This is a genomic window from Candidatus Omnitrophota bacterium (genome assembly GCA_041649175.1).
Taxonomy (GTDB): domain Bacteria; phylum Omnitrophota; class Gorgyraeia; order Zapsychrales; family JBAZNR01; genus JBAZNR01.
Map to the genome: position 1 here is coordinate 850,464 of JBAZNR010000001.1, position 24,116 is coordinate 874,579.

Annotated in this window: 17 protein-coding genes, 1 tRNA gene and 1 other RNA gene; 15 read left to right on the forward strand and 4 right to left on the reverse strand. The window is 43.3% G+C overall.

Annotation, left to right across the window (positions count from 1 at the left end):
- Positions 1-5 precede the first annotated feature (5 nt).
- Positions 6-2,690: a pyruvate dehydrogenase (acetyl-transferring), homodimeric type gene (gene aceE, locus WC676_03485; GenBank protein ID MFA5059669.1), complete on the reverse strand. Its 2,685-nt coding sequence runs from the start codon at positions 2,688-2,690 to the stop codon at positions 6-8.
- A 339-nt stretch (positions 2,691-3,029) separates the two neighbouring features.
- Here aceE and WC676_03490 point away from each other — a divergent pair, with 339 nt between their 5' ends.
- The 5 genes from WC676_03490 (at position 3,030) to smpB (ending at position 7,265) form a co-directional block, all read left to right on the forward strand.
- The gene (locus tag WC676_03490; GenBank protein MFA5059670.1) at positions 3,030-3,740 is read left to right on the forward strand and encodes a polyprenol monophosphomannose synthase; all 711 of its coding nucleotides are present in this window, start codon (positions 3,030-3,032) and stop codon (positions 3,738-3,740) included.
- A complete protein-coding gene (locus tag WC676_03495) occupies positions 3,725-5,494 on the forward strand; it encodes a tetratricopeptide repeat protein (protein MFA5059671.1) in 1,770 nt (589 codons plus the stop codon). Before WC676_03490 ends, WC676_03495 begins: the two co-directional genes overlap by 16 nt.
- A 249-nt stretch (positions 5,495-5,743) precedes the next feature.
- Positions 5,744-5,828: transfer RNA gene (locus WC676_03500), tRNA-Leu, on the forward strand.
- Positions 5,829-5,848: 20 nt separating this feature from the next.
- Positions 5,849-6,808 carry an AEC family transporter gene (locus WC676_03505; protein MFA5059672.1) on the forward strand — a complete coding sequence of 320 codons (960 nt, stop codon included), beginning with the start codon at positions 5,849-5,851 and terminating at the stop codon, positions 6,806-6,808.
- A gap of 1 nt (position 6,809) precedes the next feature.
- Positions 6,810-7,265, forward strand: a complete 456-nt coding sequence (gene smpB / locus WC676_03510; protein ID MFA5059673.1) for an SsrA-binding protein SmpB — start codon at positions 6,810-6,812, stop codon at positions 7,263-7,265.
- Positions 7,266-7,272: 7 nt separating this feature from the next.
- Here smpB and WC676_03515 read toward each other — a convergent pair whose 3' ends face one another.
- From WC676_03515 to WC676_03525, 3 genes are all read right to left on the reverse strand, one after another.
- Entirely contained in the window at positions 7,273-9,222 is a 1,950-nt protein-coding gene (locus WC676_03515; GenBank protein ID MFA5059674.1) for an FAD-binding protein, read from the reverse strand.
- A 7-nt stretch (positions 9,223-9,229) separates the two neighbouring features.
- Positions 9,230-10,927, reverse strand: a complete 1,698-nt coding sequence (locus WC676_03520) for an electron-transfer flavoprotein:ubiquinone oxidoreductase (protein ID MFA5059675.1) — start codon at positions 10,925-10,927, stop codon at positions 9,230-9,232.
- 112 nt (positions 10,928-11,039) lie between these two features.
- Positions 11,040-11,846 carry a hypothetical protein gene (locus tag WC676_03525; GenBank protein MFA5059676.1) on the reverse strand — a complete coding sequence of 269 codons (807 nt, stop codon included), beginning with the start codon at positions 11,844-11,846 and terminating at the stop codon, positions 11,040-11,042.
- 193 nt (positions 11,847-12,039) lie between these two features.
- Here WC676_03525 and ssrA point away from each other — a divergent pair.
- The 10 genes from ssrA (at position 12,040) to WC676_03575 (ending at position 24,097) form a co-directional block, all read left to right on the forward strand.
- Positions 12,040-12,432: a transfer-messenger RNA gene (ssrA, locus tag WC676_03530) on the forward strand.
- Positions 12,433-12,863: 431 nt separating this feature from the next.
- On the forward strand, positions 12,864-15,179 hold the full coding sequence (locus tag WC676_03535; protein ID MFA5059677.1) for a diguanylate cyclase: 2,316 nt from the start codon (positions 12,864-12,866) through the stop codon (positions 15,177-15,179).
- Positions 15,180-15,387: 208 nt separating this feature from the next.
- Entirely contained in the window at positions 15,388-15,618 is a 231-nt protein-coding gene (locus WC676_03540) for a hypothetical protein (protein ID MFA5059678.1), read from the forward strand.
- 127 nt (positions 15,619-15,745) lie between these two features.
- Positions 15,746-17,125 carry a porin gene (locus WC676_03545; GenBank protein MFA5059679.1) on the forward strand — a complete coding sequence of 460 codons (1,380 nt, stop codon included), beginning with the start codon at positions 15,746-15,748 and terminating at the stop codon, positions 17,123-17,125.
- A gap of 56 nt (positions 17,126-17,181) precedes the next feature.
- Positions 17,182-17,616 carry an FMN-binding protein gene (locus WC676_03550; protein ID MFA5059680.1) on the forward strand — a complete coding sequence of 145 codons (435 nt, stop codon included), beginning with the start codon at positions 17,182-17,184 and terminating at the stop codon, positions 17,614-17,616.
- On the forward strand, positions 17,594-18,499 hold the full coding sequence (locus tag WC676_03555) for an FAD:protein FMN transferase (protein MFA5059681.1): 906 nt from the start codon (positions 17,594-17,596) through the stop codon (positions 18,497-18,499). The genes WC676_03550 and WC676_03555 overlap by 23 nt, the downstream gene beginning before the upstream one ends.
- A complete protein-coding gene (locus tag WC676_03560; protein MFA5059682.1) occupies positions 18,477-18,926 on the forward strand; it encodes a hypothetical protein in 450 nt (149 codons plus the stop codon). The genes WC676_03555 and WC676_03560 overlap by 23 nt, the downstream gene beginning before the upstream one ends.
- Before the next feature lie 213 nt (positions 18,927-19,139).
- Positions 19,140-21,386: a trehalose-6-phosphate synthase gene (locus WC676_03565; GenBank protein MFA5059683.1), complete on the forward strand. Its 2,247-nt coding sequence runs from the start codon at positions 19,140-19,142 to the stop codon at positions 21,384-21,386.
- An 87-nt stretch (positions 21,387-21,473) separates the two neighbouring features.
- Complete coding sequence (gene otsB / locus WC676_03570; GenBank protein MFA5059684.1) at positions 21,474-22,223, forward strand: trehalose-phosphatase; 750 nt, start codon at positions 21,474-21,476, stop codon at positions 22,221-22,223.
- Between the two features lie 50 nt (positions 22,224-22,273).
- On the forward strand, positions 22,274-24,097 hold the full coding sequence (locus WC676_03575) for a glycoside hydrolase family 15 protein (GenBank protein MFA5059685.1): 1,824 nt from the start codon (positions 22,274-22,276) through the stop codon (positions 24,095-24,097).
- The last annotated feature ends 19 nt before the right edge of the window (positions 24,098-24,116 follow it).

A 24,116-nucleotide genomic window follows, 5' to 3' on the forward strand; every position in this document is an offset into this window, starting at 1 on the left:
TTTCTTTATGCCGTATGCGGATTAAGTTTCTCGGGATCGATCTTCATATCTTTGATAGCTTTTTCAATGATGTCGGATTTGATCAGCTTTTCTTTGGCTAAACCAACCAGGGTTGCCAAAACGATATAGCGGGCATCAACTTCAAAGAAGTCGCGTAAAGATTTTCGGCTTTCACTGCGGCCAAATCCGTCGGTCCCAAGCGCTAAGAATTGCCCGGGGATCCATCGCGCGATCGCGTTGGGAAGCGCTTTTAAATAATCAGATGCCGCCACAAAAACTCCGGTTTCTTTAGAAAGGCACTGTGCGATATAGGAAGTTCTTTGTTTCTCTTGAGGATGAAGCATGTTCCAACGTTCTGTCTCAACGGCATCTTGATGGAGTTCTTTATAGCTTGTGACGCTCCAAACATTAGCCGAGACGTTGTATTGTTCTTCCAAAATAACCTGAGCTTTAATAACCTCGTTCATAATAGCGCCGCTGCCAAAAAGATTAGCGTGTAATTTTCCGCTCTTCTTCTGGGACGATTTAAATTGATACATTCCTTTCAAAATGCCTTCTTTAATACCGTCTCCTTGCGGCATAGCCGGCATGGAATAATTTTCGTTTCCGACGGTTAAGTAATAGAAAATATCTTCTTGATTTTCATACATGCGCCGGATCCCGTCGCGGATAATGACAGCTAATTCATACGCGAAAGCCGGATCGTAAGCTTTGAGATTTGGGATAACCAGAGCCGTTAAATGGCTATGGCCGTCTTGATGTTGAAGCCCTTCGCCGGCCAAAGTGGTGCGTCCGGCGGTCGCTCCGATTAAAAATCCTCGGCAACGCAGATCGCCCGCCGCCCAGAACAAGTCTCCCACGCGCTGATAACCGAACATGGAATAGTAGGCAAAAAACGGGATCGTGTTGATGCCATGCGTCGAGTAAGAGGTTCCCGCGGCGATAAACGAGGAAATAGCGCCCGCTTCCGTAATGCCTTCTTCCAAGATTTGGCCGTTTTTTGCCTCTTTGTAATAAATAAAACTATCGGCATCAACCGGTTCATAAAGCTGTCCGACGTGAGAATAGATTCCGCATTGACGAAAGAGGGCTTCCATCCCGAATGTTCTGGCTTCATCGGGAATGATGGGAACGATGAATTTTCCAATATTTTCATCGCGCAATAATTTGGTTAAAATGCGCACATAAACCATGGTGGTGGACACCTCGCGTCCCTCGGTGCCCTTATAAAATTCTTCAAAAGTTTCTTCGGGCGGCGTTTGAATGGGCGTACTTTTTGCTCTTCGCGAGGGAAGATATCCGCCGAGTTTTTGACGGCATTCGTGAAGGTATTTCATTTCCGCCGAATCCTCCGCCGGTTTATAGAACGGCGCTTGAGCGACTTCATCATCCGAAATAGGGATACCGAACCGCGCTCTAAATTCGCGCAGTTCATCTTCGTTCATTTTCTTTTGTTGATGAGTGATATTTTTACCTTCGCCGCTTTCGCCAAGCCCGTAACCCTTGATGGTTTTGGCGATGATAACGGTTGGTGAACCGCGATGGTCAATGGCGGCTTTAAAAGCGGCGTAGACTTTTTCGGGGTCGTGGCCGCCGCGTTTCATTCTTCGAATTTGTTCATCGGATAAACCTTTAACCAGCTCCAATAATCGTGGGTCTTTGCCGAAGAAATGCTCGCGGATGTATTTCCCGCTTTCAACGACATATTTTTGATATTGGCCGTCCACAACCTCACCCATGCGTTTAACCAATAATCCTTCTGAATCTTTTGCTAAAAGCGGGTCCCAGTCATTGCCCCAGACAACTTTGATAACATTCCATCCGGCGCCGCGAAAGGCAGCTTCCAGTTCCTGGATAATTTTTCCGTTGCCGCGTACCGGTCCGTCAAGTCGCTGTAAGTTACAGTTGACAACAAAGACAAGATTGTCTAATTTTTCTCGGGAGGCCATGGTGAGGGCGCCTAATGATTCCGGTTCGTCAGATTCACCGTCACCCATAAAAACCCAAACTTTTGCATCCGAACGTGATTTCAATCCGCGGTCTTCCAAGTAACGGTTAAATCGCGCTTGGTAAATGGACATAATAGGCCCCAGGCCCATGGAAACGGTTGGAAATTGCCAGAAATCAGGCATCAGCCACGGATGCGGATAAGAACATAATCCGCCGCCTGGCTTTAATTCCCGTCGGAAATTCTCTAATTGTTCGGCGCTTAGGCGTCCTTCTAGAAAGGCACGGGCATAGATCCCGGGAGACGCATGCCCTTGAAAATAGACCAAATCGCCTTCTTGATTCTCGTTTCTTCCGCGGAAAAAATGATTAAATCCGATCTCAAAAAGGGTAGCCGCCGAAGCGTAGGTGGAAATATGCCCGCCAATACCGTTTTCAACACGGTTGGCCCGCACGACCATGGCCATGGCATTCCAACGGACAATACTTTTGATGCGGCGTTCAATATCTCTATTGCCTGGGAAAGGAGGCTGTTTTTCAGCCGGAATGGTGTTGATATAGGGTGTGTTAACGCCAAAAGGGACCTGAATTCCGGCTTGTTGGGCGCGAATTTTTAACTGTTGTAGAATGTATTGAGCTTTTTGGGGCGGCTCATGCTCCAAAAGGTAATCTAAGGAGCTAAGCCATTCTTTGATCTCAACATCATCTATACTGTGGTAATCGTGATTTACCGCATCATCCATCTTGATTTCCTCTTTATTGGTTGAAAAAGACATCGGGTAATTTCGGGACCTTCCATGACAGGGAGAAGACAAGGTCAAAAGCAGGGTTATTGTATTATGGAATTTCTGTTCGTGCAAGGATAATTTGGTTAAAAAGAGCCTTACTTAAAGTGCTTTTTGAGTTCTTGGCAGAAAATTTGGAAGAACAAAGTCAAATATTGCCTTTCTCCCATTGGTTTTAAGGCCGTCATAAGCTATGCGTAAGTCAATAAAGAGGTTTTTTAAGTTGAACGAAACCCATAAGTTAACTAAAATGATAAACAATATATAGGAAACGTTCAAAGAAAACGGGTCTATCGCATGCGAGCTATTGTTGTTATTCCTACTTACAATGAAAAAGGCAATATTGATCGCCTTATCGGTGATATTTTGCTTGCGGATCCCTTGATCTGCGTTGTCATTGTCGATGATTCTTCTCCGGACGGAACCGGGCAAATAGTAGAAAACTTACGCAAAGGTAACTCCAGGGTTCACTTGATCACAAGGCCGCAGAAATCCGGCCGAGCAAAATCTGACTTAGAAGGTTATCGATATGCTTTAGACCGTGGATTTGATGTTATTTTCTCAATGGATGCCGATTTTTCTCACCAGCCGAAGGATATCCCTAGGTTTTTGGAAAAAATAAAAAGTTCTGATATTGTTATCGGGTCCAGGCTTATAGCTGGAGGCCAGATCCAGGGACGAGGTTTTTTAAGAAATATCTTAACTCGATTGGCCAATTTCTATGTTCGGATATTTTTAGGATTTGAAATTCATGATTGGACATCCGGATTTCGATGTTATCGGCGCGAGGTTTTAGCAGCGCTTCCTTTGGATAAAATGATCTCGCGGGGGCCATCACTTTTAGAAGAGATCCTATTTTTATGCCGCCAAAAAGGCGCCAAGGCCGTTGAAATCCCCGTTGTTTTTGTTGACCGCGAACAAGGAATATCAAAATTAAAATTAGAAGAGCTCATCGAAGTCTTTGGATTAGTTCTAACATTAAGGTTTAGAAAATGCCTAACTTCTTAGGAAGCCTTTTTCCAAATAAAACATCCCGGCATGTGGTTATTCTTATCGCGCTTATCGTCGCTGTTTATGCCAATTCTTTAGGCAATGGCTTTGTTTGGGACGACTTTTTAGTGATCGCCGGAAATAATTTTGTCAAATCTTGGAGCAATTTTCCTCTGATTTTTAGCCGCGATTATTTAACTTCGCCGGATGAGGTTTCGTATTTGGGCCAATGTTTTTCAGGAGCGGGGGAAGCGACGTATCGGCCGGTCGTGACCATTTCTTATTTTGTGGATTATTTTCTTTTTGGGCGAAATCCGTTCGGATATCATTTGGTGAATTTGCTTTTTCATATTTTTAATAGCGTGCTGGCCTATTTCTTGGCGAGAATGATCTTAAAAGACGCGCGCGGCGCATTCTTTGCGGCTTTATTTTTTGGGCTGCATCCGATCCAGACGGAGGCGGTTAATAATATTTCTTTCCGGGAAGATCTGTTCGTTTTCTTTTTTGGCATCTCGGCTTTTATTTTGTTCATAAAAGCTAAAGCGTGTTCTTTGGATCGAAAAAGGTTAATGCTTTTGTTTTCCAACCTATTATTTTTCTTAGCGCTTTTTTCTAAAGAAATGGCTGTTACTTTTCCTATTTTATTTTTACTTTATGACTATTGTTTCTGCCGCGAAGAGATAAAAGGCGGTTTTTGGAGGCACATCAAGTCTTATTACTTGGCTTATGGAGTGGTGCTGCTTTTCTTTCTATGGATATGGGCTTTTGTGATGCCTTCAGAAAATAAGCCGCTCATATATTTTGGGCAAACGGCATGGAGTAATTTCTTAACGATGGCAAAGGTTTTCGGGATTTATGTCTTTTGGATGTTTATTCCGGTCAATATTCACGGAACAGTTCCGGATTTTTCTATCGCAGAATTTTCTTTATGGTCCATTGAAGTTATTGCGGCGATAATGGCCTTACTATTCTTGATGTATTGTGTTGCAAGATTCTGGCAAAGGCATAGAGTTGTTTCATTCGGCATTCTCTGGTTTTTCATAGCATTGTTTCCGGTTGCTAATATATTTCCAATCCAGAATATTATCGCTTGCCGGTATCTTTATTTTCCGTCTTTTGGGTTTTTCCTTATCTTCGCTTATGGTTTACGGCAGTTAACTTCTCTGAAAGTAAGATACATCACTGTTGGCTTCCCGCGGCGAATCGAAATTCTTATTCTTGTGGGCGTAATGATAGTTTACGGGATAGTGACTCCTTTAAGAAATTCGGCCTGGCGTAACAACGATACGTTTTATGAGGACATTTATTCTTATTATCCTCAAAAAGAATGGATCCATCGAAGCCTGGCTGGTTCTTTTATCAGAAAAGGGATGATAGAAGAAGCTATCTTGGAATTTAAGATCGCAGGAATATTAGATCCCAAGAATAGCGAAACTTCAGGTTTCCTGGCGCGGCTATATTTGCGACAAGGGAAGATCAATGAAGCTATTCATGAACTTAGGAAAACCATTGCTTTGGATGAAAGCAATGTTTTTGCCCGTAACGCATTGTGCGGCTTGCATGGGGCGGAAGGTGATTGTCGGAAAGCAATAGCATGCTTTGAGGATTTGATCGTAAAAAGCCCGGAATTTCTAGATGGGCATTATAATTTAGGGATCGCCTATCAACATTGCGGGGAAGATCAAAAGGCGAAAAAGGCTTTTGAAGAATTGCTGCGCCGCGATCCCAAATATCCAAACATTTGGCAGAAATTACGCGAACTAGAACACTAGCTTTTTGGAAGGGTTTGACAGTCAAATCGTTTGTGGCTATACTGGTGGCGCTGTAAATTTATAAGTTGCGCCACGCCTTGGTGGGGCGCTGTAAATTTATAAGTTGCGCCACGCCTTGGTGGGGCGCTGCAGAGTTTTCGCGCCCTCTGTCGAGGGCGCTTGAATCTTTCTCAGGGTAGCATGCAAATGTTTTGCGCCCCTACCGGGGCGCTCGAACCTTTTCTTAGAAAAATATTAGGGTAGGTTTTTGCGGAAGTGGCGGAATTGGTATACGCGTACGTCTCAGAAGCGTATGGGGAAACCCGTGAGAGTTCAAGTCTCTCCTTCCGCACCAATTTTATCGGTAATACCATTATGGATTTTCTAACAAATTTCAAAACAACACTTTGGGCGACGGCTCAAATTTTTTTAATGGCTGGTTGCGGATACTTTCTGGTCAAACGCAAAACCATCGACCATGCCGGGCTTGTTTTATTAAGCAAACTGATGATCAGCCTCTTTTTTCCGCTGTTCACTTTTCATCAACTCATCACGCATTTTAGTTTTACGGCTTATCAAAATTGGTGGATCTTTCCGTTGATCAGTTTTTCTGTGACTGCGGCAGGATTTCTTTTAGGGTGGTTTGTGGCAAGGGTAGCAAAAGTTTCTCCTAAAAAAGATTTTATTGCTCTTGTTGGATTTCAGAATTCCGGCTTTATCCCTTTGATGTTGGTAATGAATTTACTTTCAGGTGAACCGGCTCAAAGGCTATACATTTATATTTTCTTATTTCTGATCGGATTTGATCTGGTGATGTGGTCTTTTGGCGTATGGTTTTTGACAAGACATAAGGCTGGAAAATTTGAATTAAAGAATCTCATAGCGTCGCCGTTTACAGCGATCGTTCTTTCTTTGATCCTTATTGCCTTAGGCTTGAACCGTTTTATTCCGGAAGTTATTTTAAAGCCCGTTAAGATGTTCGGTGATTGCGCTCTTCCTTTAGCGGTGATGATCGTTGGAGGGAATTTAGCCATGATCGATATTTTCTCTGTCGATAAAAGAAAAGCGGCGCTGGTAACGCTGACAAAATTAGTTTTGCTTCCGCTTCTTGCTTTTAGTTTCATTCTAGCTTTTAAAACCTATGGGCTGATCGGTTTTCTGATCTTGCTTCAGGCGTGTGTCCCTAGCGCTAATTCTTTGTCGGTCATTTCCCGCCGCCATGAACTGGAAGATAAATTCCTCAACCAAGGTATTTTCTTCACCAATGCTTTAAGTATTTTTACACTGCCGTTTTTTTTAACATTCTACCGGCAATTGGGATTGCTCAATTATTGATATGGAACCAAAATATTTAGCCAGCAATAAGAAAGCCTTTCACAATTTTTCTCTTTTAGAAAAATGGGAATGCGGAATTATTTTAAAGGGAAGTGAAGTGAAATCATTGCGCGCGAGTGAAGTGAACTTTGCGGATAGTTTTGCTCGCATGGAAGATGGCGTGATCGTTCTTTTTAATTTGCATATCGCGCCTTACGCGCAATCAAGCGAAATGGCTTTAGAGCCCGATCGGCCGCGTAAACTTTTGTTGCATAAAAAGGAAATTGAGAAAATCTCTGCTGTTGTCTCTCAAAAAGGCTTAACGCTTATCCCGACCAGGATCTATTTTAATAAACGCGGGCTTGCTAAAGTTGAATTGGCTTTAGGCCGGCCTAAGAAACTTTTTGACAAGCGTGATGACATTAAGAAACGCGATGTTGATCGTGAATTAAAACGTGCGACGCGCCGCGGGAAATAGGGAAGTTTTAAACGAGTGCGGGATTTTTTGTTTCGGCTGTTGTTAATCCAAACGTAAAGCCTTGCTTGACCTGTTCGATCAGAATAGGAAGAACTTTCAAATAGTCACCGACAATTCCATAATCTGCCGCATTAAAGATATTTGAATGCGCGTCAATATTGACCGCAAGGATCTTTCCTGATTCTTTCATCCCACTGATGTGTTGGATAGCACCGGAGATGGCAACGGCGACGTAAACTTTAGGGCGTACCGTTTTTCCGGTTTGCCCGACCTGACGGCTGTAAGGCGCGTAACCATGATCGACGGCTTGCCGGCTGGCGCCCCAGTCAGCTTTGATGCCTTTGTCTTGCAAGGCTTTGACAAGATCTTTGATGAGCTTGAATTCATCTAATTCTCCGCAAGGACGTCCGCCGGAGATGATGATCTCGGCGTTAAAAAGGCTTTGTCCGCCGCTTTCTTTTCGTTCTGTTTCTAAAATCTCCACAAGAAAATCTTCTTTGCTTAAAACGGGGTGGAATTCAGAAACCTTTCCTTGTCGTTCCGGATCTGGTTTTAGCGCTTCGAAAGTTCCCGGGCGGGCGGTGGCCATTTGCGGGCACCAAAATCCGATAATGGTCGCTAATTTACTTTCACCGTAAGTGGGGCGAATGGCTTCCAAACAAGGGGCAAAAATAGATTTTAAACGTTTATTGACAAAATCTCCGATACGTAAAATTGTGCAATCTGCCGTAACACCCGCGCGAAGGCGGCTGGCCAAACGCGGAGCGAGTTCTCGGCCGGATGTTGTTGCGCCAAATAAAGCGATTTCCGGACGGCGCTGTTTAGAAACCTGCGTAATAACGGAAGCAAAAGGCAAAATAGAATATTCTTTAAGCCGAGGATCATTAACAACAATCACTTCATCGGCTCCGTGCGCGATAACTTGTTGCGCTAAGGAAGTAACATTATCTCCGATAATAACGGAGGTAACGGTTGTTTTTAATTCATCGGCGAGTTTTCTAGCCGGATTTAAAATTTCTAAAGAAGAACGGGCGACCGTATTTCCGTACACTTCAACCCACGTTAAAATTCCGCTGGCGCCGTTACGAAAATCAACACGAGGAAATTTATCTTCTTTGGGCGCTTGTTCTTCTTCATTGGTTTCTTCTTTAGGCGTGTGCGATTGTTTAGACGCTTCGCTAAAAACACGGGTAAGATCGGTGTCAATTTTTTGCTCATCGATCATTTGAACCGGTGGACGATTATGGACAACGTTTACCGCCTTGGCGACAACGGTTGGAGAACCGGCGAGTCCAACGGTGTCGGGGCTTAATCCGATCTGATCGAGCGTGAATGTTTCAATGGCAATTTGTTTTGATTTGATCGCGCCGGCTAAAGACGGCCTTCGGGCGTGGACAGCTGTCGGAGCGATGGAAATAATGCAGGGAATCGGTACTTTGAGGGTTTGATGTCCACCTTCGATCATTCGCCGTACTTTTAAATGATCTCCGCAATATTCAACATGTTCTACGAAGGTGGCTTGAGGAATTCCAAGATTCTCGGCTGTTTGCGAAGGAACGTGCGCGGTATCGCCGTCGCTTGTTTGCCGTCCGGCGAAAATAATGAATTTATTATCTTTAGGAATAAGAGAACTTTTTAATAGTGTGGCGATGGCAAGGCCGGTGGCGAATGTATCGGAACCGCCTAAACGCCTATCAGAAAGAAGAACGGCGCGGTCATAACCCATAGAAATTGATTTGCGAAGAGATTGTTCAAAGCTTGGCGGCCCCATGGAAACAACAATTAATTCCGCGTCGGGAACGTGTTTTTTTATCTGCAGGCCTTGTTCTAAGCCGAAAGAACAATCCACGTTAATGATGGATTTTGCTTTTGTGCGATCCATCAAGCCGTCGGAGCCCATGCGCATTTCTGACGCGACGGGAACTTGCTTCATGAGACTAAAAACTTTTAAACTCATAACATCCTCACATATTTTCGTATTCTGGGCCATCGCCGCCATAGGGCGTTGTCCAGGTAACATTGCACATTGGGTCTACAATATCGCACGTTTTACAATGCACGCAATTTGATGAGTGAAGTTTTAATCCTTTTTTTCCTGTTTTAGCGTCGGCGGAAATTTCAAAAACCTGCGCGGGACAATATCGCTGGCAGGGAGCGTGAAAATCCTCAATACATGTTTCGCAGCTTTTGGCGCTGGGAACAACGATGTGGCTGGGTTGTTCTTCGTCGTGTTTTGTGCCAGAAAAAAAGATATCTGTTTCCTTATCAAAGGTCAGTTTTTTATCAAAGATCAGAGCCTCTTTATTTCTCTCTAAGAATGTTTTTCCCTTAAATTCTTTAACCGGCTGATAATGTTTGTAATCTTCTTCTATTTTTAGCCGTCCGCTAAACGATAGCCCGCGTCCGCCGGTTAGAATCTGTGTTCCAAATTGCAACATTCCTAAAAATAAATTAGTTTTGAAGGCTTGGCGGAAATTTCTCACCACATAAAGCTCTTTAAAGGACTGGCTTTTTTTGAATAATTCTTCGTAAAGGCTTAGTTGCCGGGAAGAGGTATCGTTTTTCTTGACGGCCTCAAAAGCGGTTTTGGCCGCCATCATTCCGGATTGAATGGCTAAATGAATTCCTTTTAAGCTCGGCATAGCCAGAAAGCCGGCCGAATCTCCGACGATCAGGGCATTGTCATGATAAAGCTTCGGCATGGAGAAAAATCCGCCTTCGGGAATTGTTTTAGCGCCGTAACGTAAAAGCTTTCCTTTTTCTATAAGCTTGGAAACAAATGGATGTTTTTTGTAAACCTGAAAAGCGTGGTGTGTGTCAAAGGTAGTGTCTTTAGAATCGAGCCCGACCACTAAGCCGATGGCCACAAGGTTTTTGCTTAAAGCGTAAATAAAACCGCCGCCGAATTGATCAAATTTTAACGGGAAACCGAGCGTGTGAGCGATGTAACCTACGGGAAGTACTCCTTCCGGGATCTCCCAGATTTCTTTGACACCTAAAGAATAAACTTGCGGATTGCGATCTTTATCTAAGTCAAATTTCTTAATTAGTGTTTTTGTTAAGCTTCCGCGCGTGCCTTCGGCGAAAATGGTAATCTTAGCCCGAATATCCGTAGCGGGCTGGTAATTTTCCATTGGCGTTCCGTGAGCATCGATACCGGAAGCTCCGGTGCGCACACCGGACACTTTGCCATTTTCATAAAGAATTTCATGTCCGTTAAAACCGGAGAAGACCTGAATACCTTTTTTCTCAGCGATCTCAGAAAGCCAGCGTACGATTTTTCCTAAAGAAGCAATATAGTTTCCCTTATTTCCCATATAAGGCGGGTGAAAAGGCAGGGCAAAAGACTTATTTTTTGTAAAAAATTGAACGTCTTCTTTAAGGACCGGGGTTTCAAACGGGATGTCTTTTTCTTGAATGTCCGGCAAAAGCTCGCGAAGCCCAACGGGGTTAATGACAGCCCCCGAAAGGGTGTGATTTCCCATAGCATTGGCTTTTTCTAAGAGAAGAATACGAGGAGAAAGCTTGGCTGGGACGGACTTTTCGTTTTCCGCGGATTCATTATGCTTTTTAACAAGATCAGCGAGGTGAATAGCCGTAGACAATCCGGCAGGCCCGCCGCCAATGATCAAAATATCAGTTTCAATAACAGGATTTTTCATAAATTTAATACAGTTAAGTTATCACAAATTTGTACTTTTACAAATAAATTTGTTAATTTTAAAAATGTCGCAGGAGTCTAGTTTTGTGCCTTTTAAAAATTCTGGGAGGCCTTTAAAAGGCTTGAAGATAGGAATTGACCCTTTTTTTCCATCCCGGAAGCCATTTTTCTTCGTTACGCTGCGCCGGAGAATTCTTGACACGTTCCTCCAATAGTCTGCCCGCGATCTGCGCAAATTCTTCCAAGGCTTTCGCGCTATCTTCTTGCATTGTCATTTCACTTAATATTTGCAGAAGGCCCCAGCCCTGGTTTTGATAGCGCTCGGAGGGCAAAACACCCAATCCTTTAAAATTGATATAATCCATAAGCGCGTAAATTCCTGATGGGGTAGAGCTCAAAAGGTAAAATTGCTTTGATATCTTAGGACGGTCTTGATCTTTAGCGAACTGTATTAGAGTAGGCAAGGCTTCGTTAAGGCGGGTAAGGAGAAAGGAATACTGATCTGATTTTGTTCTGACAAGAAGATCTTGCAGGTCTAAAATCCTGGGATCTTGGGGATCTTTAAGAAAATCTTGGCGGCTATTCCAGGGACAGGGCGGTTTAGGATTTTGGGTAAGCCAGCCGGGAGGCGTATTTCCTTTTGATTCAAGGTAGTTTAGCAGCTTGATAAAGCTTTCCTCAAAGGGTCCGCTTGTGGCGGCCGGATACCAAATAAAATGTCCGACGCCCAGCGAAAGAAAATCTTCGCCCTCATTCCAGGTTAACAAACATTTATTTTGGTCGGAGCACTCGTTTTGAAATATTCGTTCGCCGATCTTGAAAACTTGTTCATCGGACAATGTAATATCTTGGGCGCTGGCGTAAGGAAAAAAAGCCCAGAGAACAAAAAATATAGAAATGAAAAGTAGTTTCTTTGCCATGGAGGATCTCTTCAATTAAATAAAAGAAGTTTCTAGTTAACAGGAAATCTATCTTAACATTTTATAGGGTGAAAATAAAGCCCCGTGGGTTCACGAAATAACTTTGTGGGAAGCCGGAATAAATTTGCAAATCCCGCAACTTGGAATTATAATTATCACGCTTTAGATGTAGATCGTTGCTCTTTAAAAATTTGGGGGTGAAATGGTCTCGACTTGAGTTCGACGCTATTTAGGTGGCATGCCGGGGAAGCTTGGTCGGCCCCGATATCAATCCAAGCACACATAAACGCAAATAACGACGCGTTCATTGCAGAGGCCGAGGCTATCGCCAACGGCGCTGCAACAGTTGCCGTCTAATAACACGGCACCTTCTTATCTTACTTCGCCTGCGGGTGGGTAAGAAGCCGATAGCAGGATAGTGGTTGTTTACGCTTTTTAAATAACCATGAAATTCTAAGAAGCTAGTTCTGCCGACATTTGTTTGTTTGCAGGGAAGCGGAATGAAGTTTCAAAAAACAAAATAAGCATGTAGAGGCCTTTATGGTGTAATTCAAGGACCGGGGTTCGATTCCCCGCACCTCCACCATTTCTTTCCTTAAATGAAAAACCTCCCACCCCATCGGGCGGAGGTTTTTCATCCTACAGAAAAAAGAAATGGTGTCCTGACGAGGCTCCGACCGAGTCAGGACACAGGATATTTCAACGGTGAAGGCGTCAAAATTTCGAGCAACAGATACCGCAATTACTTGCTCCGGGTTAGCCCATCGGACCCTTCCAAGTGTTATGTCGGAATCACGCAAAATATCGAAAAGAGACTTGCCGAGTATAATAAAATCCTATAAACAGACCCCCAGCACCTGAAAAATATTGACAAAAAAATATTTCAGGTGTATTAAATAGGTAGTTGTTCTGGTATTTTTCAAATCCAATATTTCTGCTGTTGCTCACTTTCAGCACCACTCGCAAATACGTTTCTTAGAAAAATTATCTCAAAAGAATTTCTAGCCAAAACTTTTCATGAAAACCAGACCGTTTTTCATTCCAAAAGAATGGCTGTCAAGGACCGCAATCCTTGCTGTTGTGTACTGCATTGTGGCTTGCGCGAGCCTATCGCTGGCTCTTCCCAAAACAAATGTCTCGCCTGTTTGGCCTCCCTCGGGTATTGCTTTTGCGGCTATTTTGCTTTTTGGGTACCGCATCTGGCCCGGTATCGCGTTAGGATCGTTCCTTGCGAATGTGATCACTTTCGTTGCTAATGGAACGACGAGCGTGCCGCTGGCTATTACTGCTTCTTTTTTTATCGGGATCGGGAATGCTTTAGAAGCATTATCGGGCATGGTGCTTTTAAAGTTTTTTCTTGGTTCTCAGAATCCTCTTAGCTGCAGTAAAAATGTTCTTAAGTTTATTTTTGTCGCACTTTTGGCGCCTATTGTAAGTTGTACGATCGGGCCAACTGTTATCTGCCTTTTAAAAATAGTTCCTTGGGATATTTATTTAACGATCTGGCATACATGGTGGTCGGGCGATGCCACCGGGATCTTGATCTTTACTCCTATTTTACTTACCTGGTATAAAGATTCCGGAGAAGAGTGGACGATAACGCAGTTCGTTCAATCCATAACTTCACTGGCGCTTTTGTTTGTTGTCAGCCTCTTGATATTTGGAGGGAAACCGCAGCTAAGGGCGATCTATTCTTCTTTTACCTTTATTCTCATACCGATCATTGTATGGACGGCATTTCGATTTGGGCAAAGAGGCGTGGCGCTATCTATGCTTGTTATTCTGGGAACAGCCATCTGGAAGACAGTCCATGGATTTGGCCCTTTTGCCGTTGGGTCAATGAATGAATCGCTGGTCCTCTTGCAATCTTTCATAGGTGTTGTCGCTGTTACGGGATTAATCCTGGCTGCATTGCTTGCGGATCGCCGTAACGCGGAAGAGATCTCAAGGCAATTAGCCGCTATTGTGGATTCTTCCGATGATGCCATTATCGGCAAAACGTTAAACGGCAATATCATCAGTTGGAATAAGGGCGCTGAACAGCTTTATGGTTTTAAATCCGAAGAAGTTTTAGGCCAATTCATAGGTATTCTTACGCCGGATGGAAAATTAGATGAGGCCTCTGAGATTTTGAATCATATCAGCCGAGGAGATAAGGTAGATCATTATGTAACGCAGCGCAAGTGTAAAGATGGAAAGATCATTTATGTCTCCTTAACGATCTCGCCGGTTTTTAACGCGGCCGGAAAGCTTATTGGCGCGTCATCGATCGCGCGAGATGTTACGGATAGAATTACGGCAGACAATAATCTAAAAATCCTAAAAAATCAACTGGAGTTTGAGAAAACCAAGCTAGAAGAAGTTTTAAATATCGAAGAAGGCCTTAATACGATCATCAATTCAGAAAAATTAATTGATTTTATTGTTTTAAAAACAGCGCAAGTTTTAGACGCTGAGCGATGTTCCTTGATGCTGATTGATGAACATGCCCAAGAGTTGTGCATTAAAGGGCATAGGGACTTGGGAGAGAATATTGTTAAGAGAAATCGTTTAAAGGTTGGAATGCCTATTGCGGGCCAAGTGGCTCAAGACGGGGAACCTATCCTGGTTACTGATATTGAATCGGATAGCCGTTTTGCCAGAAAAAACAGGGCTTCCTGCAAAAGCAAATCATTTTTAATCGCTCCCATCAAGTTAGATCGTCATGTGATGGGAGTGATCAATGTGACCGATAAAAATTCCCTTGGCAAAGATGGCGTATTCTCTGAAATAGATCTAAAAATTCTTTGCATGATCAGCCGTCAAGTCGCTGTCGCTATTGAGAATGCCAAGCTTTATCGAGAATTAAATTATCTCACAGTCACTGACCCGATGACAAATATGTATAATTATCGTTATTTTACGAAAAGTTTAGACCATGAAATCATGCGGCTTAAACGCCACCCAGGGTCATTATGCCTGCTGATGATGGATGTTGATAATTTCAAAGTTTATAACGATACATTTGGCCATCAAGAAGGGGATAAATTGCTTAGAACAATCGGACAGGCTCTTGCTAAGACATTAAGAGATACAGATGTGGCATGCCGTTATGCGGGTGATGAGTTTGTGGCCATTTTGCCTCATACAGCTATTTCTCAGGCAAAAATTGTTGCGGAGAAAATCAAAAGAAAAATAGAGAGCATTTCTTCTAAGGAAAAAATAACTCTTAGCATTGGCATTGCCAATTATACAGACCCTTCGGACAGATATGACCTGATCTTAAAAGCGGACACCGCCTTATATGCCGCTAAGAAAAACGGTAAAAATAAAGTTCATGCCCACCATGAATAAGTGATAAAACCTGGTTTTAAGATCGGGGAAGTCGGGCGTTACTAAAAAAAATCTTGACACATAAAATAAAATCGGTATTATAAACCGTATATAAGTACTCAGTTGACGTATTTAAACCAGCGGTCAGCGATCTTGAATCCAGAGCCCACACTTTAGAAAATGTTTGGGCTTTTTTTAATAATAAGGTGATAGTCTTTACAGCGATCCAATGAAAGAAAAAACCATAGAAAGAAACGGAGAAAAGATCATCGAGGTCCGCTCGGATGGCGGGAAGCTCCTTTTTATCAAAACAAAAACGGGATATGAAATGAAGTGTCCCCGGACCAAGACGATCTGCTTGGTCAAATATGAAGAAATGCTGAAAGATTGCGTGAAATGTTTAGAAGAAAATGTTGGTAGGGAAGATTTGCTGAGTTTTATCGAGAAGGATCATAAGTAGACGTACGTTGATTTAAAGTTTGTTAGCGGCCGGAGATTTTAAATCCAGAGCCCATTTCAAATCATGATTTGAAATGGGCTCCTTGTTTTAGAAAATTTTATCAATCACGATTAAGAGCGGAGGAAAAATGAAAGTATTGCTTAGAAGTGTTTGCGTAGTGCTTTTTTTGACAATTTTTCTATCGTGGCCTGTCGGAGCCGAAACAATAGAAGACATTAAAGTGATGATGGATCAGATGAAAACAGATTATGAAACACGCATCAAAGAATTAGAAGGGAAAGTTGAGGCGCTGGGTGTTCAACAAAAAAAGGATAGCGCCAAGATCAGTGAAGTCGCAACAAAGCACGAAGAACAAGTTGCTCAAATAGAGCAAAAAATCGAAAACACAGCGCTGGATGTTGAATACGTAGGCCGCGATAAAGCTCCGGTTGGTCGAGGTGGCCTTCTGGTAAAAAATCCTTTTGGTTTTGGAAATGTGTCAGTGGGCGGCTACGTGGATCTGGAGTATGGTGATTTTGAAAATACCAATTCTGCTTTTACTCAACATCGCTGGGTTATTAATATTGGCGCATTTCCGCACGAGCGTTTACGCTTTAACTCGGAACTTGAAATCGAATATGGCGGCCCTAACGTGCCCAATGCGGACGGAGAAGTTAAGGTGGAGCAAGCTTATGTGGATTATATGATCTCTAATCCGATCAATTTAAGGGCCGGCGCTATTTTAGTTCCGTTCGGCAGGTATAATCTTTATCATGATTCTGATCTGCAAAATTTGACCGATCGTCCGATCATGGCCAAAGATATTATTCCAACGACGTGGACCGAAGCCGGAGCGGGGATTTTTGGCCAATTTAATCCTGTCTTTGGAACGTATGAAGACCTGGATCTGAAATATGAACTTTACGTAGTAAATGGTTTGGATGCAGGATTTTCAGATACCGGATTAGGCGGCGGCCGCCCGGGTTTAAAGGCGGACAATAATGACGACAAATCGGTCGTCGGCCGTTTGGCCGTAAGTCCTTTTCTCAATCAAGAATTTGGTGTTAGCGGCTACTGGGGAGAATACAATACGACCAATGATGATATCGCTGGGGTTGGATTAGATGCGCTAACGACATTTGGGCCGTTTGAACTGATCAATGAGTATGCCTATTTCAGTGTGGAAGAATCTGATAATGTTGATGTGGCTAATTTCTTTCAAGGTGCCTACAGCCAATTGAACTATCATTTTTGGCCGAAATTCTTGGACCATTCATTCTTGGGACGAGGATTTCAAGATCCTAAGCTGACATTAGTCGGCCGTTATGATTGGGTTCTTATCGGGGATGATACCGATAGCTCATCTTCGGATAATAATGAAGAGACTCGTTGGACGATGGGCATTAATTATCGGCCCATTGATAATTTTGTATTTAAACTGGAATATCAATGGAATCAAACGACGGACGAGGCTTTGGAGCGCGGAGATAATAACGGGTTTCTTACTTCAGTGGCGATTGGATTCTAGTGGTTATCCCTCGGCAATTTAAAACGATCTCTTTTCAGGCTCTTTGTGTTCCGGCCATTGTTCTTGTGGTCGGGGCGCAGGGACTTGCCGCGGTCTATCTATCTATTGAGGAAGCGCAGCAAGCGATTTTCCCGGGAGAAACCTTTACCGTGGTTGAGCTTAATAAAAAACCGAAAATTTGGCGCGCGAGCCAAGGCGGGTTTTTCATCATCGATAAAGTGATCGGAAAACATGAATGGATCACCTATGCGTTAGGCATAAATCCGGACGGAAGCATTCGTCAAATTGAGATCATGGAATACAGGGAAGCGTATGGCTTTGAAGTCTGTCAGAAAAAATGGCGAAAACAATTTATCGGAAAAACAAACACAGCGGCTCTAAAACTTAATGCGGATATCAAAAACATTAGCGGAGCAACATTATCCTGCCGCCACGTAACGGATGGCGTCAAAGACCTCATGGAGCTTTATGAAACTGTCCTTAAGAAATGAGATCCGGCGCTGCCGTCCTTTGCTAGGGACGTTTGTGGAAATAACGGTAGAAAATGACGGGGCCGAAAAAGCGCAAAAGGCGATTGACCACGCTTTTTCGGCCCTTGAACGCATTCATAAGCTCATGAGTTTCCATGCTGCTGACAGCGAAGTTTCGAAGCTTAATCGCTTGGCTTTTGATCAACCTGTTCGTGTCAGCCTGCCAACATATAATGTTCTTAAACAGGCTAAAAAAATCTATCAGCTTACCAAAGGTATTTTTGATATTGCTATTGCGCCGGAATTAATGCGTTGGAAATTTTTGCCGTGCCATTCATTTCTTAAGAAACGTTCGAGATATTCCGGCAGTACGCGGGACATCAAACTTTTTCCGAACAGATCTGTTCGTTTCTTGCGTCCTTTGCAAATAGATTTAGGCGGCATTGCGAAAGGATTTGCCGTTGATGAAGCCGTGAGAGTTTTAAAAGAAAATGGCATCAAGAGCGGCTTGGTCAACGCGGGAGGAGATCTGCGTTGTTTTGGCGAGCAGTCACATTCCATTTGGATCCGTCATCCCAAAAACCATGATCAATTTATTTCTTTTCCTGCCGCCCAAAATCTTTCTCTCGCTACTTCGGCTAATTCTTATCAGGGGCGATGGAAAAAAACGGGATGCGTACACGTTGATGGACAAAGCCGCCAGCCGTTATTTCGCTCCTTTAGTGTTTCGGTATACGCTGGTTCATGCCTTATCGCTGACGCGTTGACCAAGGTTGTCCTTGCTATCGGGGAAAGGTCCAATCCTCTTCTGGAGAAGTTAAATGCCGCGGCTTTTATCGTTCAGGCGGATGACAAAATATTATGTTACAATAAAGAAACTTATGAAAAATTATATTCGTTTTAGCCCTAATTTAAGAAAATGGTTTTACGGCATATTCGGCCTATTATTTCTTTCCGGTTTTTTATGGATTGTGGTGCACAATTTTCTCGCCGGAGCTGATGATTTTGATGCGCCGCAAAGTTTTTTTAAAACCTGGCTTCTTAAGATTCACGGCGCCGGCGCAATGGCTTCTTTAGTCATATTCGGTGTCTTAATTCCGTCTCATATGCGCCGTGGTTGGCAACAAAATCGAAACAGAACGACCGCTGTTGTGATGATCCTAGCGTGCTTTCTATTAATTGTCAGCGGATACGCATTGTATTATTGCGGCAGTGAAGAATTGCGCTTGTTCGTTAGCAGTTTTCACTCTTGGGTGGGATGTGTATTGCCGCTTTTGCTCATCTGGCATATTGCCAGGGGGCGTAAAAGCAACTCTGCGCCGCGCGCGTGAGCGAAAATCAATGAATATTCAATCTCTCCTGATCGCCTTCCGCTTCTTTGTACATTAAAAATTGTAAATCTGAAATGTTTTGATATAATAAACGAGCAATTTAAAAAATTTCACGGGTTCGGAAGAATTATTCTTTCGAAGGATTTTGATGGTCGGGCCGCCATCTGATAAACAATCAGATGGCGGCCCGTTTTTTAAAATAGGAGTTAAATAATGAAAATAACTTTAAGGCTTATTTTTTCTTTGATCTTCATTGTGGCTATCGTTGCGTTTTCTTTTTCATTTTGGCAAGCACGCCAAGAAGAGGAGCGCCTAAAAAGCGAACTGGAGAGAAGAGCTAATATAGTTGCCGACAGCTTAAAAATGTCAGTTGAGCCGTTGCTGCTCATGGATGACCAGAAGCATCTTCATCGCATTGTTGATAAGTTTTCTAACAGAGAGAGGCTTGTTGGCATTGCTATCCACGATGTCCAGGAAAATCTCATTTTAGCTTCAGCCGATCTTCAGGCGCAATTGCAAAGAAATCCCAAAGTCATTGCGCCTAATATCCAAGAAGTTGAGAGATCGAACACCGAACGTGGCAAATTCATTAATTTTGGAAAACAGCAGTTGCACGCTTATTCGGTTCCGCTATTAGCAAATGAAAAAACCAGCCATGTGCTGACCATTTTTCATGACGCGGCCTATATCCAGGACCGGGTGGAGAGAATTTGGGTCAATAGTTTTTGGAGAGCTTTGATACAAGCTTTTCTGATCTCCCTTGCGACCATGATCCTTGTTTACCTTAATATCATGGCTCCGATTAAAAAAACAACCGAATGGATAAAGAAGATCAGGAAGGGGGAATCTCCGGAAAAGCTAGATCTTAAAGGACAACAACTTTTGGGGCCCTTGGCAAAAGAGATCACCAAAATGGCTAAGAGTTTAGAGGGGGCTAGGCTTTCGGCGGAAGAAGAAGCGCGGTTGCGCCACACCACAGAATCTCTTTGGACACCAGAACGGTTAAAGGAATTTGTAAAAGATAAGTTGCAGGGACGGCCGCTTTTTGTGGTTTCAAACCGTGAGCCGTATATGCACATCAAAAAAGGAAAAGAGATCGGATACATTGTTCCGGCTAGCGGGCTTGTGACGGCGATCGAGCCGGTGTTAAAGGCCTGCGGGGGTACTTGGATCGCTCAGGGGAGCGGTGATGCCGATCGTGAGATGGTGGATAAAAATGATAAATTAAGAGTTCCTCCGGAAGAGCCGCAATATGTATTAAGGCGAATTTGGATCGAAAAAGAACTAGAAGACGGATTTTATTCCGGATTTTCCAACGAAGGATTGTGGCCTCTTTGTCATATTGCGCATACTCGGCCCATTTTCAGAGAAAAAGATTGGTTGGCTTATATGGCGGTCAACGAACAATTTGCTTCGGCCGTTATTAAGGAATTGGAAGGAATTCCCGAGCCTAATGTGCTTATTCAAGATTATCATTTTGCTTTGCTTCCCGGAATGATCAAGGCCCAGCGCCCGGACGCGCGAGTAGCTATTTTTTGGCATATTCCGTGGCCCAATCCGGAATCGTTCGGTATTTGCCCTTGGCAAAAAGAAATTTTACAGGGAATGTTGGGCGCGGACATTGTTGGTTTTCACACCCAATTTCACTGTAATAATTTCGCGGAAACAGTAGACCGGTTTTTGGAATCTCGTATTGACTACGAACATTTTACGGTTAATCGGGAGGGACATACGTCCTGGATCAAACCTTTCCCTATCAGCATTGATTCTAATTTAGCCGGCAATACTTCTCTGGAGATCAAAGAAACAAAAGAAAGCCTCTTACGGAAATATAATATTCAAGCGGATTATATGGGAGTAGGCGTGGACCGTTTGGATTATACCAAAGGAATTGTTGAGAGGTTTCGTGCTGTTGAAAGTTTCTTGGAAAAAAATCCGCAATATGTCGGAAAGTTTACTTTTGTAGAGCTGGGAGCTCCTAGCCGGACGATGATCGCTAAGTATAAGGAGTTTGTGGATGATGTTATTCAGGTTACCGAAAAGATCAACGCGCGGTTTAGAACGAAAACATGGCAGCCGATCTTATTTTTAATGAAGCATCATAGTCATGCGGAGATCTTACCGTTTTACAGAGCGGCCGATGTGTGTTTGGTAACTTCTTTGCATGACGGGATGAATTTAGTTGCTAAAGAATTCGTGTCTGCTCGCGATGATGAAAAGGGTGTTTTAGTTTTAAGCCAGTTTACCGGAGCGGCACGTGAATTGCGGGATGCCCTCATTGTTAATCCTTATGATATCGGACAAACTGCTGAGGCTATCAAAGTCGCTTTAGAAATGCCGGCATCAGAGCAGAAGGAAAGAATGGAGAGCATGAGAGGATTGCTTAAAGATCATAATATTTATCGTTGGGCCAGCGCGCTAGTCGGAGAGCTTGCCCAAGTGAGGTTGAACAAAACTTAAAAAAATATGGTGAATTCTCAAAGAAGCCGAAAAAATTTCCTGGAGTATCAGGATAATTTCAAAGACCTGTTTTGCAAAAGCGATCTCATGCTTTTTTTAGATTTTGACGGAACCCTTGCTGCTATTGTCGGCCATTACAAAAATGCCAGGATCCTTCAAAAAAGTAAAATGCTCTTGGAGCAAATAGCTAAAAGTTCTCAGTGTTATGTGGCGATCGTAAGCGGCCGGGCATTGCTTGATGTTAAAAAACGTGTTGGCTTGAAGAATGTCATATATGCAGGAAATCATGGTTTGGAAGTCGCGGGCCCCGGCCTCAAGCGCACATTATTTGTTAAGACGGATGTAAAGAAAGTATTAAGAAAAATAAAGACGGACCTGACAAAAAGTATCGGCAGAACAAAAGGTATTCTCATTGAAGATAAAACATTAACGCTTAGCGTTCATTACCGTCGGGTTAGCCGTGAGGACCTGACTTTGTTTAAACAGATATTCTGGAAAAATGTTCGGCCCTATCTTAAAAGCCGGGCCATTGAGGTTCATGAAGGAAAGAAAGTTCTTGAGATCAAACCGATGGCTAAGTGGAACAAGGGCAGTATCGTTTTATGGCTTATCGGCCGTTTACAAAAAAATATCCGTCGCCGGAAATTCTTTCCTATTTTTATTGGTGATGATGCGACCGACGAAACTGCCTTTGCCGCTTTAAGAGATAAAGGGCTTTGTATCCGTGTCGGGCGCAGCAAGGCGTCAGCGGCGCAGTATCGTTTAAACAGCATTGATCACGTAGCGCAATTTTTAAAGATCATTTTAGATTCTACGAGCAGGCATACTCTCAAGTAAGGAGAAAGGCTTCTTTACTTGTCAGAAAATAAAACTTTGGGGGTGTTAGCATGAACTATGCTGTAATCGGAAATTGTACGAGTGCTGCCTTGGTCAGCCCGGAATGTTCGATCGATTGGCTGTGTCTGCCGTTTTTTGACTCACCGTCATTATTTGGCCGCCTTTTAGATGATCAAAAGGGAGGATACTTTCGTATTTGGGCGGAAGATATCTTGGATGTAAAGCAGCAGTATGTGCATCGTTCTCCAATTTTGAAAACAAAATTCACGACAAAAAGCGGGATTTTTGAAGTGGCAGACTATATGCCTCGTTTTTTGGCGCATGACGGCGAAGTGATGTGCCCTCCAGAAATTCATCGCAATATCCATTTGCTTGAGGGCAATCCGCGCTTGATCGCCGAATTAAAGCCGTGCCCTAATTATGGGCTGGCGCCGGGAAGTTTTCTTGCGTCCCCAGATCACCTTAAGATCAATTCCACAAAAGGCGAGTATAACAGTTTTTATCTATATTCAAATTTAGATTTTGAAAAAATTTTGCAGGGAAAACCAATCGAGCTAAAGGCATCCTCGTATTTCGTGCTTTCCTATCATGAAAAATTAATACCCGTAACGCAGGAACGGATCTATTTGGAATATGAGCGGACAAAAAGTTATTGGATGGACTGGGCTTATCGCGCTAAAGCTCCGGAGAAATACCGCGAGATCGTGCTTCGCTCGATTATTACTCTTAAGCTGCTGATGTTCCAAAGAACAGGGGCTTTTGTTGCGGCTCCGACTACATCATTGCCGGAGATCAAAGGCGGGACAAGGAATTGGGATTATCGGTTTTGCTGGGTGCGGGACGCGAGTATGATCATTGATCTTTTTGCCCGCATCGGGCATGTTATTGCGTCGGAGAATTTCATCAAGTTCATTTTAGGAAGAATGTTATTAAAAAATGAAAACATCTCTGTTATGTACGGGATCAACGGTGAGCGTGATATTCGGGAACAAACACTTGATCATTTAAGCGGCCATGAAGGCTCCAGCCCGGTTAGGATCGGTAATGCGGCGCATCAACAGCGGCAAAATGATGTTTACGGCGAACTGATCGAAGCCATTTATTCGTATTACATTATTAACGCTAGAAATCAGAAGAATTTTGATGAAGAACTTTGGACTGTTGTCCGTTCTTTAGCGAACCGTGCTATTGAAACATGGCAAGAGCCGGATTGCGGTATTTGGGAACGCCGAGGGCCGATGCAGCATTTTGTTCATTCAAAAATGATGAACTGGGTGGCGCTGGACAGGGCTGTAAAGATCAGCCGGTTTATCGGTAAAGAAAAAAATGTAAAGAGGTATTTAAAGGTTGCGGATGAAATTAAAAAAGATGTTTTAAAAAATGGCTGGGATCCGGAATTGAACAGTTTTGTCATGTTCTACGGCTCTAAAGACCTTGATGCGTCAAATCTTTTAATGCTGCATTACGGATTTTTAGACATCGCTGATCCGCGGATCGTTGGAACTGTTGAGGCGGCGTATCATAAACTTTTACGCGATGGATTTGTTATGCGCTATACAGCCGAAGACGAATTTGGCGTTCCTCAAAATGCGTTCATCGTTTGTACATTTTGGCTGATCGATGCGCTTTATCTGATCGGCCGAGAACAAGAAGCGCGGGAAATGTTCCATCGGGTGATAGGCTGTGCGAATAAATTTGGGCTTTTGTCTGAAACCATTGAACCTAAGACCGGTATGTTGAGAGGTAATTTCCCTCAGGGATATTCGCATCTGGCGTTGATCCAGACGGCGTTTCTTTTAGAAACAAATTATCAGTGGAATGATGAAAACCGGCCTGTTCCTCCCAGTGATGCCGGCAGTAGCGAGAAAAATTGATGAGGCTAAGCGGCTGGAT

What these genes read in the sequence shown, in the direction of transcription:
- aceE (MFA5059669.1), bottom strand. Translation starts at nt 2,690, where the DNA reads ATGGATGATGCGGTAAATCACGATTACCACAGTATAGATGATGTTGAG.
- WC676_03490 (MFA5059670.1), top strand. Translation starts at nt 3,030, where the DNA reads ATGCGAGCTATTGTTGTTATTCCTACTTACAATGAAAAAGGCAATATT.
- WC676_03495 (MFA5059671.1), top strand. Translation starts at nt 3,725, where the DNA reads ATGCCTAACTTCTTAGGAAGCCTTTTTCCAAATAAAACATCCCGGCAT.
- WC676_03505 (MFA5059672.1), top strand. Translation starts at nt 5,849, where the DNA reads ATGGATTTTCTAACAAATTTCAAAACAACACTTTGGGCGACGGCTCAA.
- smpB (MFA5059673.1), top strand. Translation starts at nt 6,810, where the DNA reads ATGGAACCAAAATATTTAGCCAGCAATAAGAAAGCCTTTCACAATTTT.
- WC676_03515 (MFA5059674.1), bottom strand. Translation starts at nt 9,222, where the DNA reads ATGAGTTTAAAAGTTTTTAGTCTCATGAAGCAAGTTCCCGTCGCGTCA.
- WC676_03520 (MFA5059675.1), bottom strand. Translation starts at nt 10,927, where the DNA reads ATGAAAAATCCTGTTATTGAAACTGATATTTTGATCATTGGCGGCGGG.
- WC676_03525 (MFA5059676.1), bottom strand. Translation starts at nt 11,846, where the DNA reads ATGGCAAAGAAACTACTTTTCATTTCTATATTTTTTGTTCTCTGGGCT.
- WC676_03535 (MFA5059677.1), top strand. Translation starts at nt 12,864, where the DNA reads ATGAAAACCAGACCGTTTTTCATTCCAAAAGAATGGCTGTCAAGGACC.
- WC676_03540 (MFA5059678.1), top strand. Translation starts at nt 15,388, where the DNA reads ATGAAAGAAAAAACCATAGAAAGAAACGGAGAAAAGATCATCGAGGTC.
- WC676_03545 (MFA5059679.1), top strand. Translation starts at nt 15,746, where the DNA reads ATGAAAGTATTGCTTAGAAGTGTTTGCGTAGTGCTTTTTTTGACAATT.
- WC676_03555 (MFA5059681.1), top strand. Translation starts at nt 17,594, where the DNA reads ATGAAACTGTCCTTAAGAAATGAGATCCGGCGCTGCCGTCCTTTGCTA.
- WC676_03560 (MFA5059682.1), top strand. Translation starts at nt 18,477, where the DNA reads ATGAAAAATTATATTCGTTTTAGCCCTAATTTAAGAAAATGGTTTTAC.
- WC676_03565 (MFA5059683.1), top strand. Translation starts at nt 19,140, where the DNA reads ATGAAAATAACTTTAAGGCTTATTTTTTCTTTGATCTTCATTGTGGCT.
- otsB (MFA5059684.1), top strand. Translation starts at nt 21,474, where the DNA reads ATGCTTTTTTTAGATTTTGACGGAACCCTTGCTGCTATTGTCGGCCAT.
- WC676_03575 (MFA5059685.1), top strand. Translation starts at nt 22,274, where the DNA reads ATGAACTATGCTGTAATCGGAAATTGTACGAGTGCTGCCTTGGTCAGC.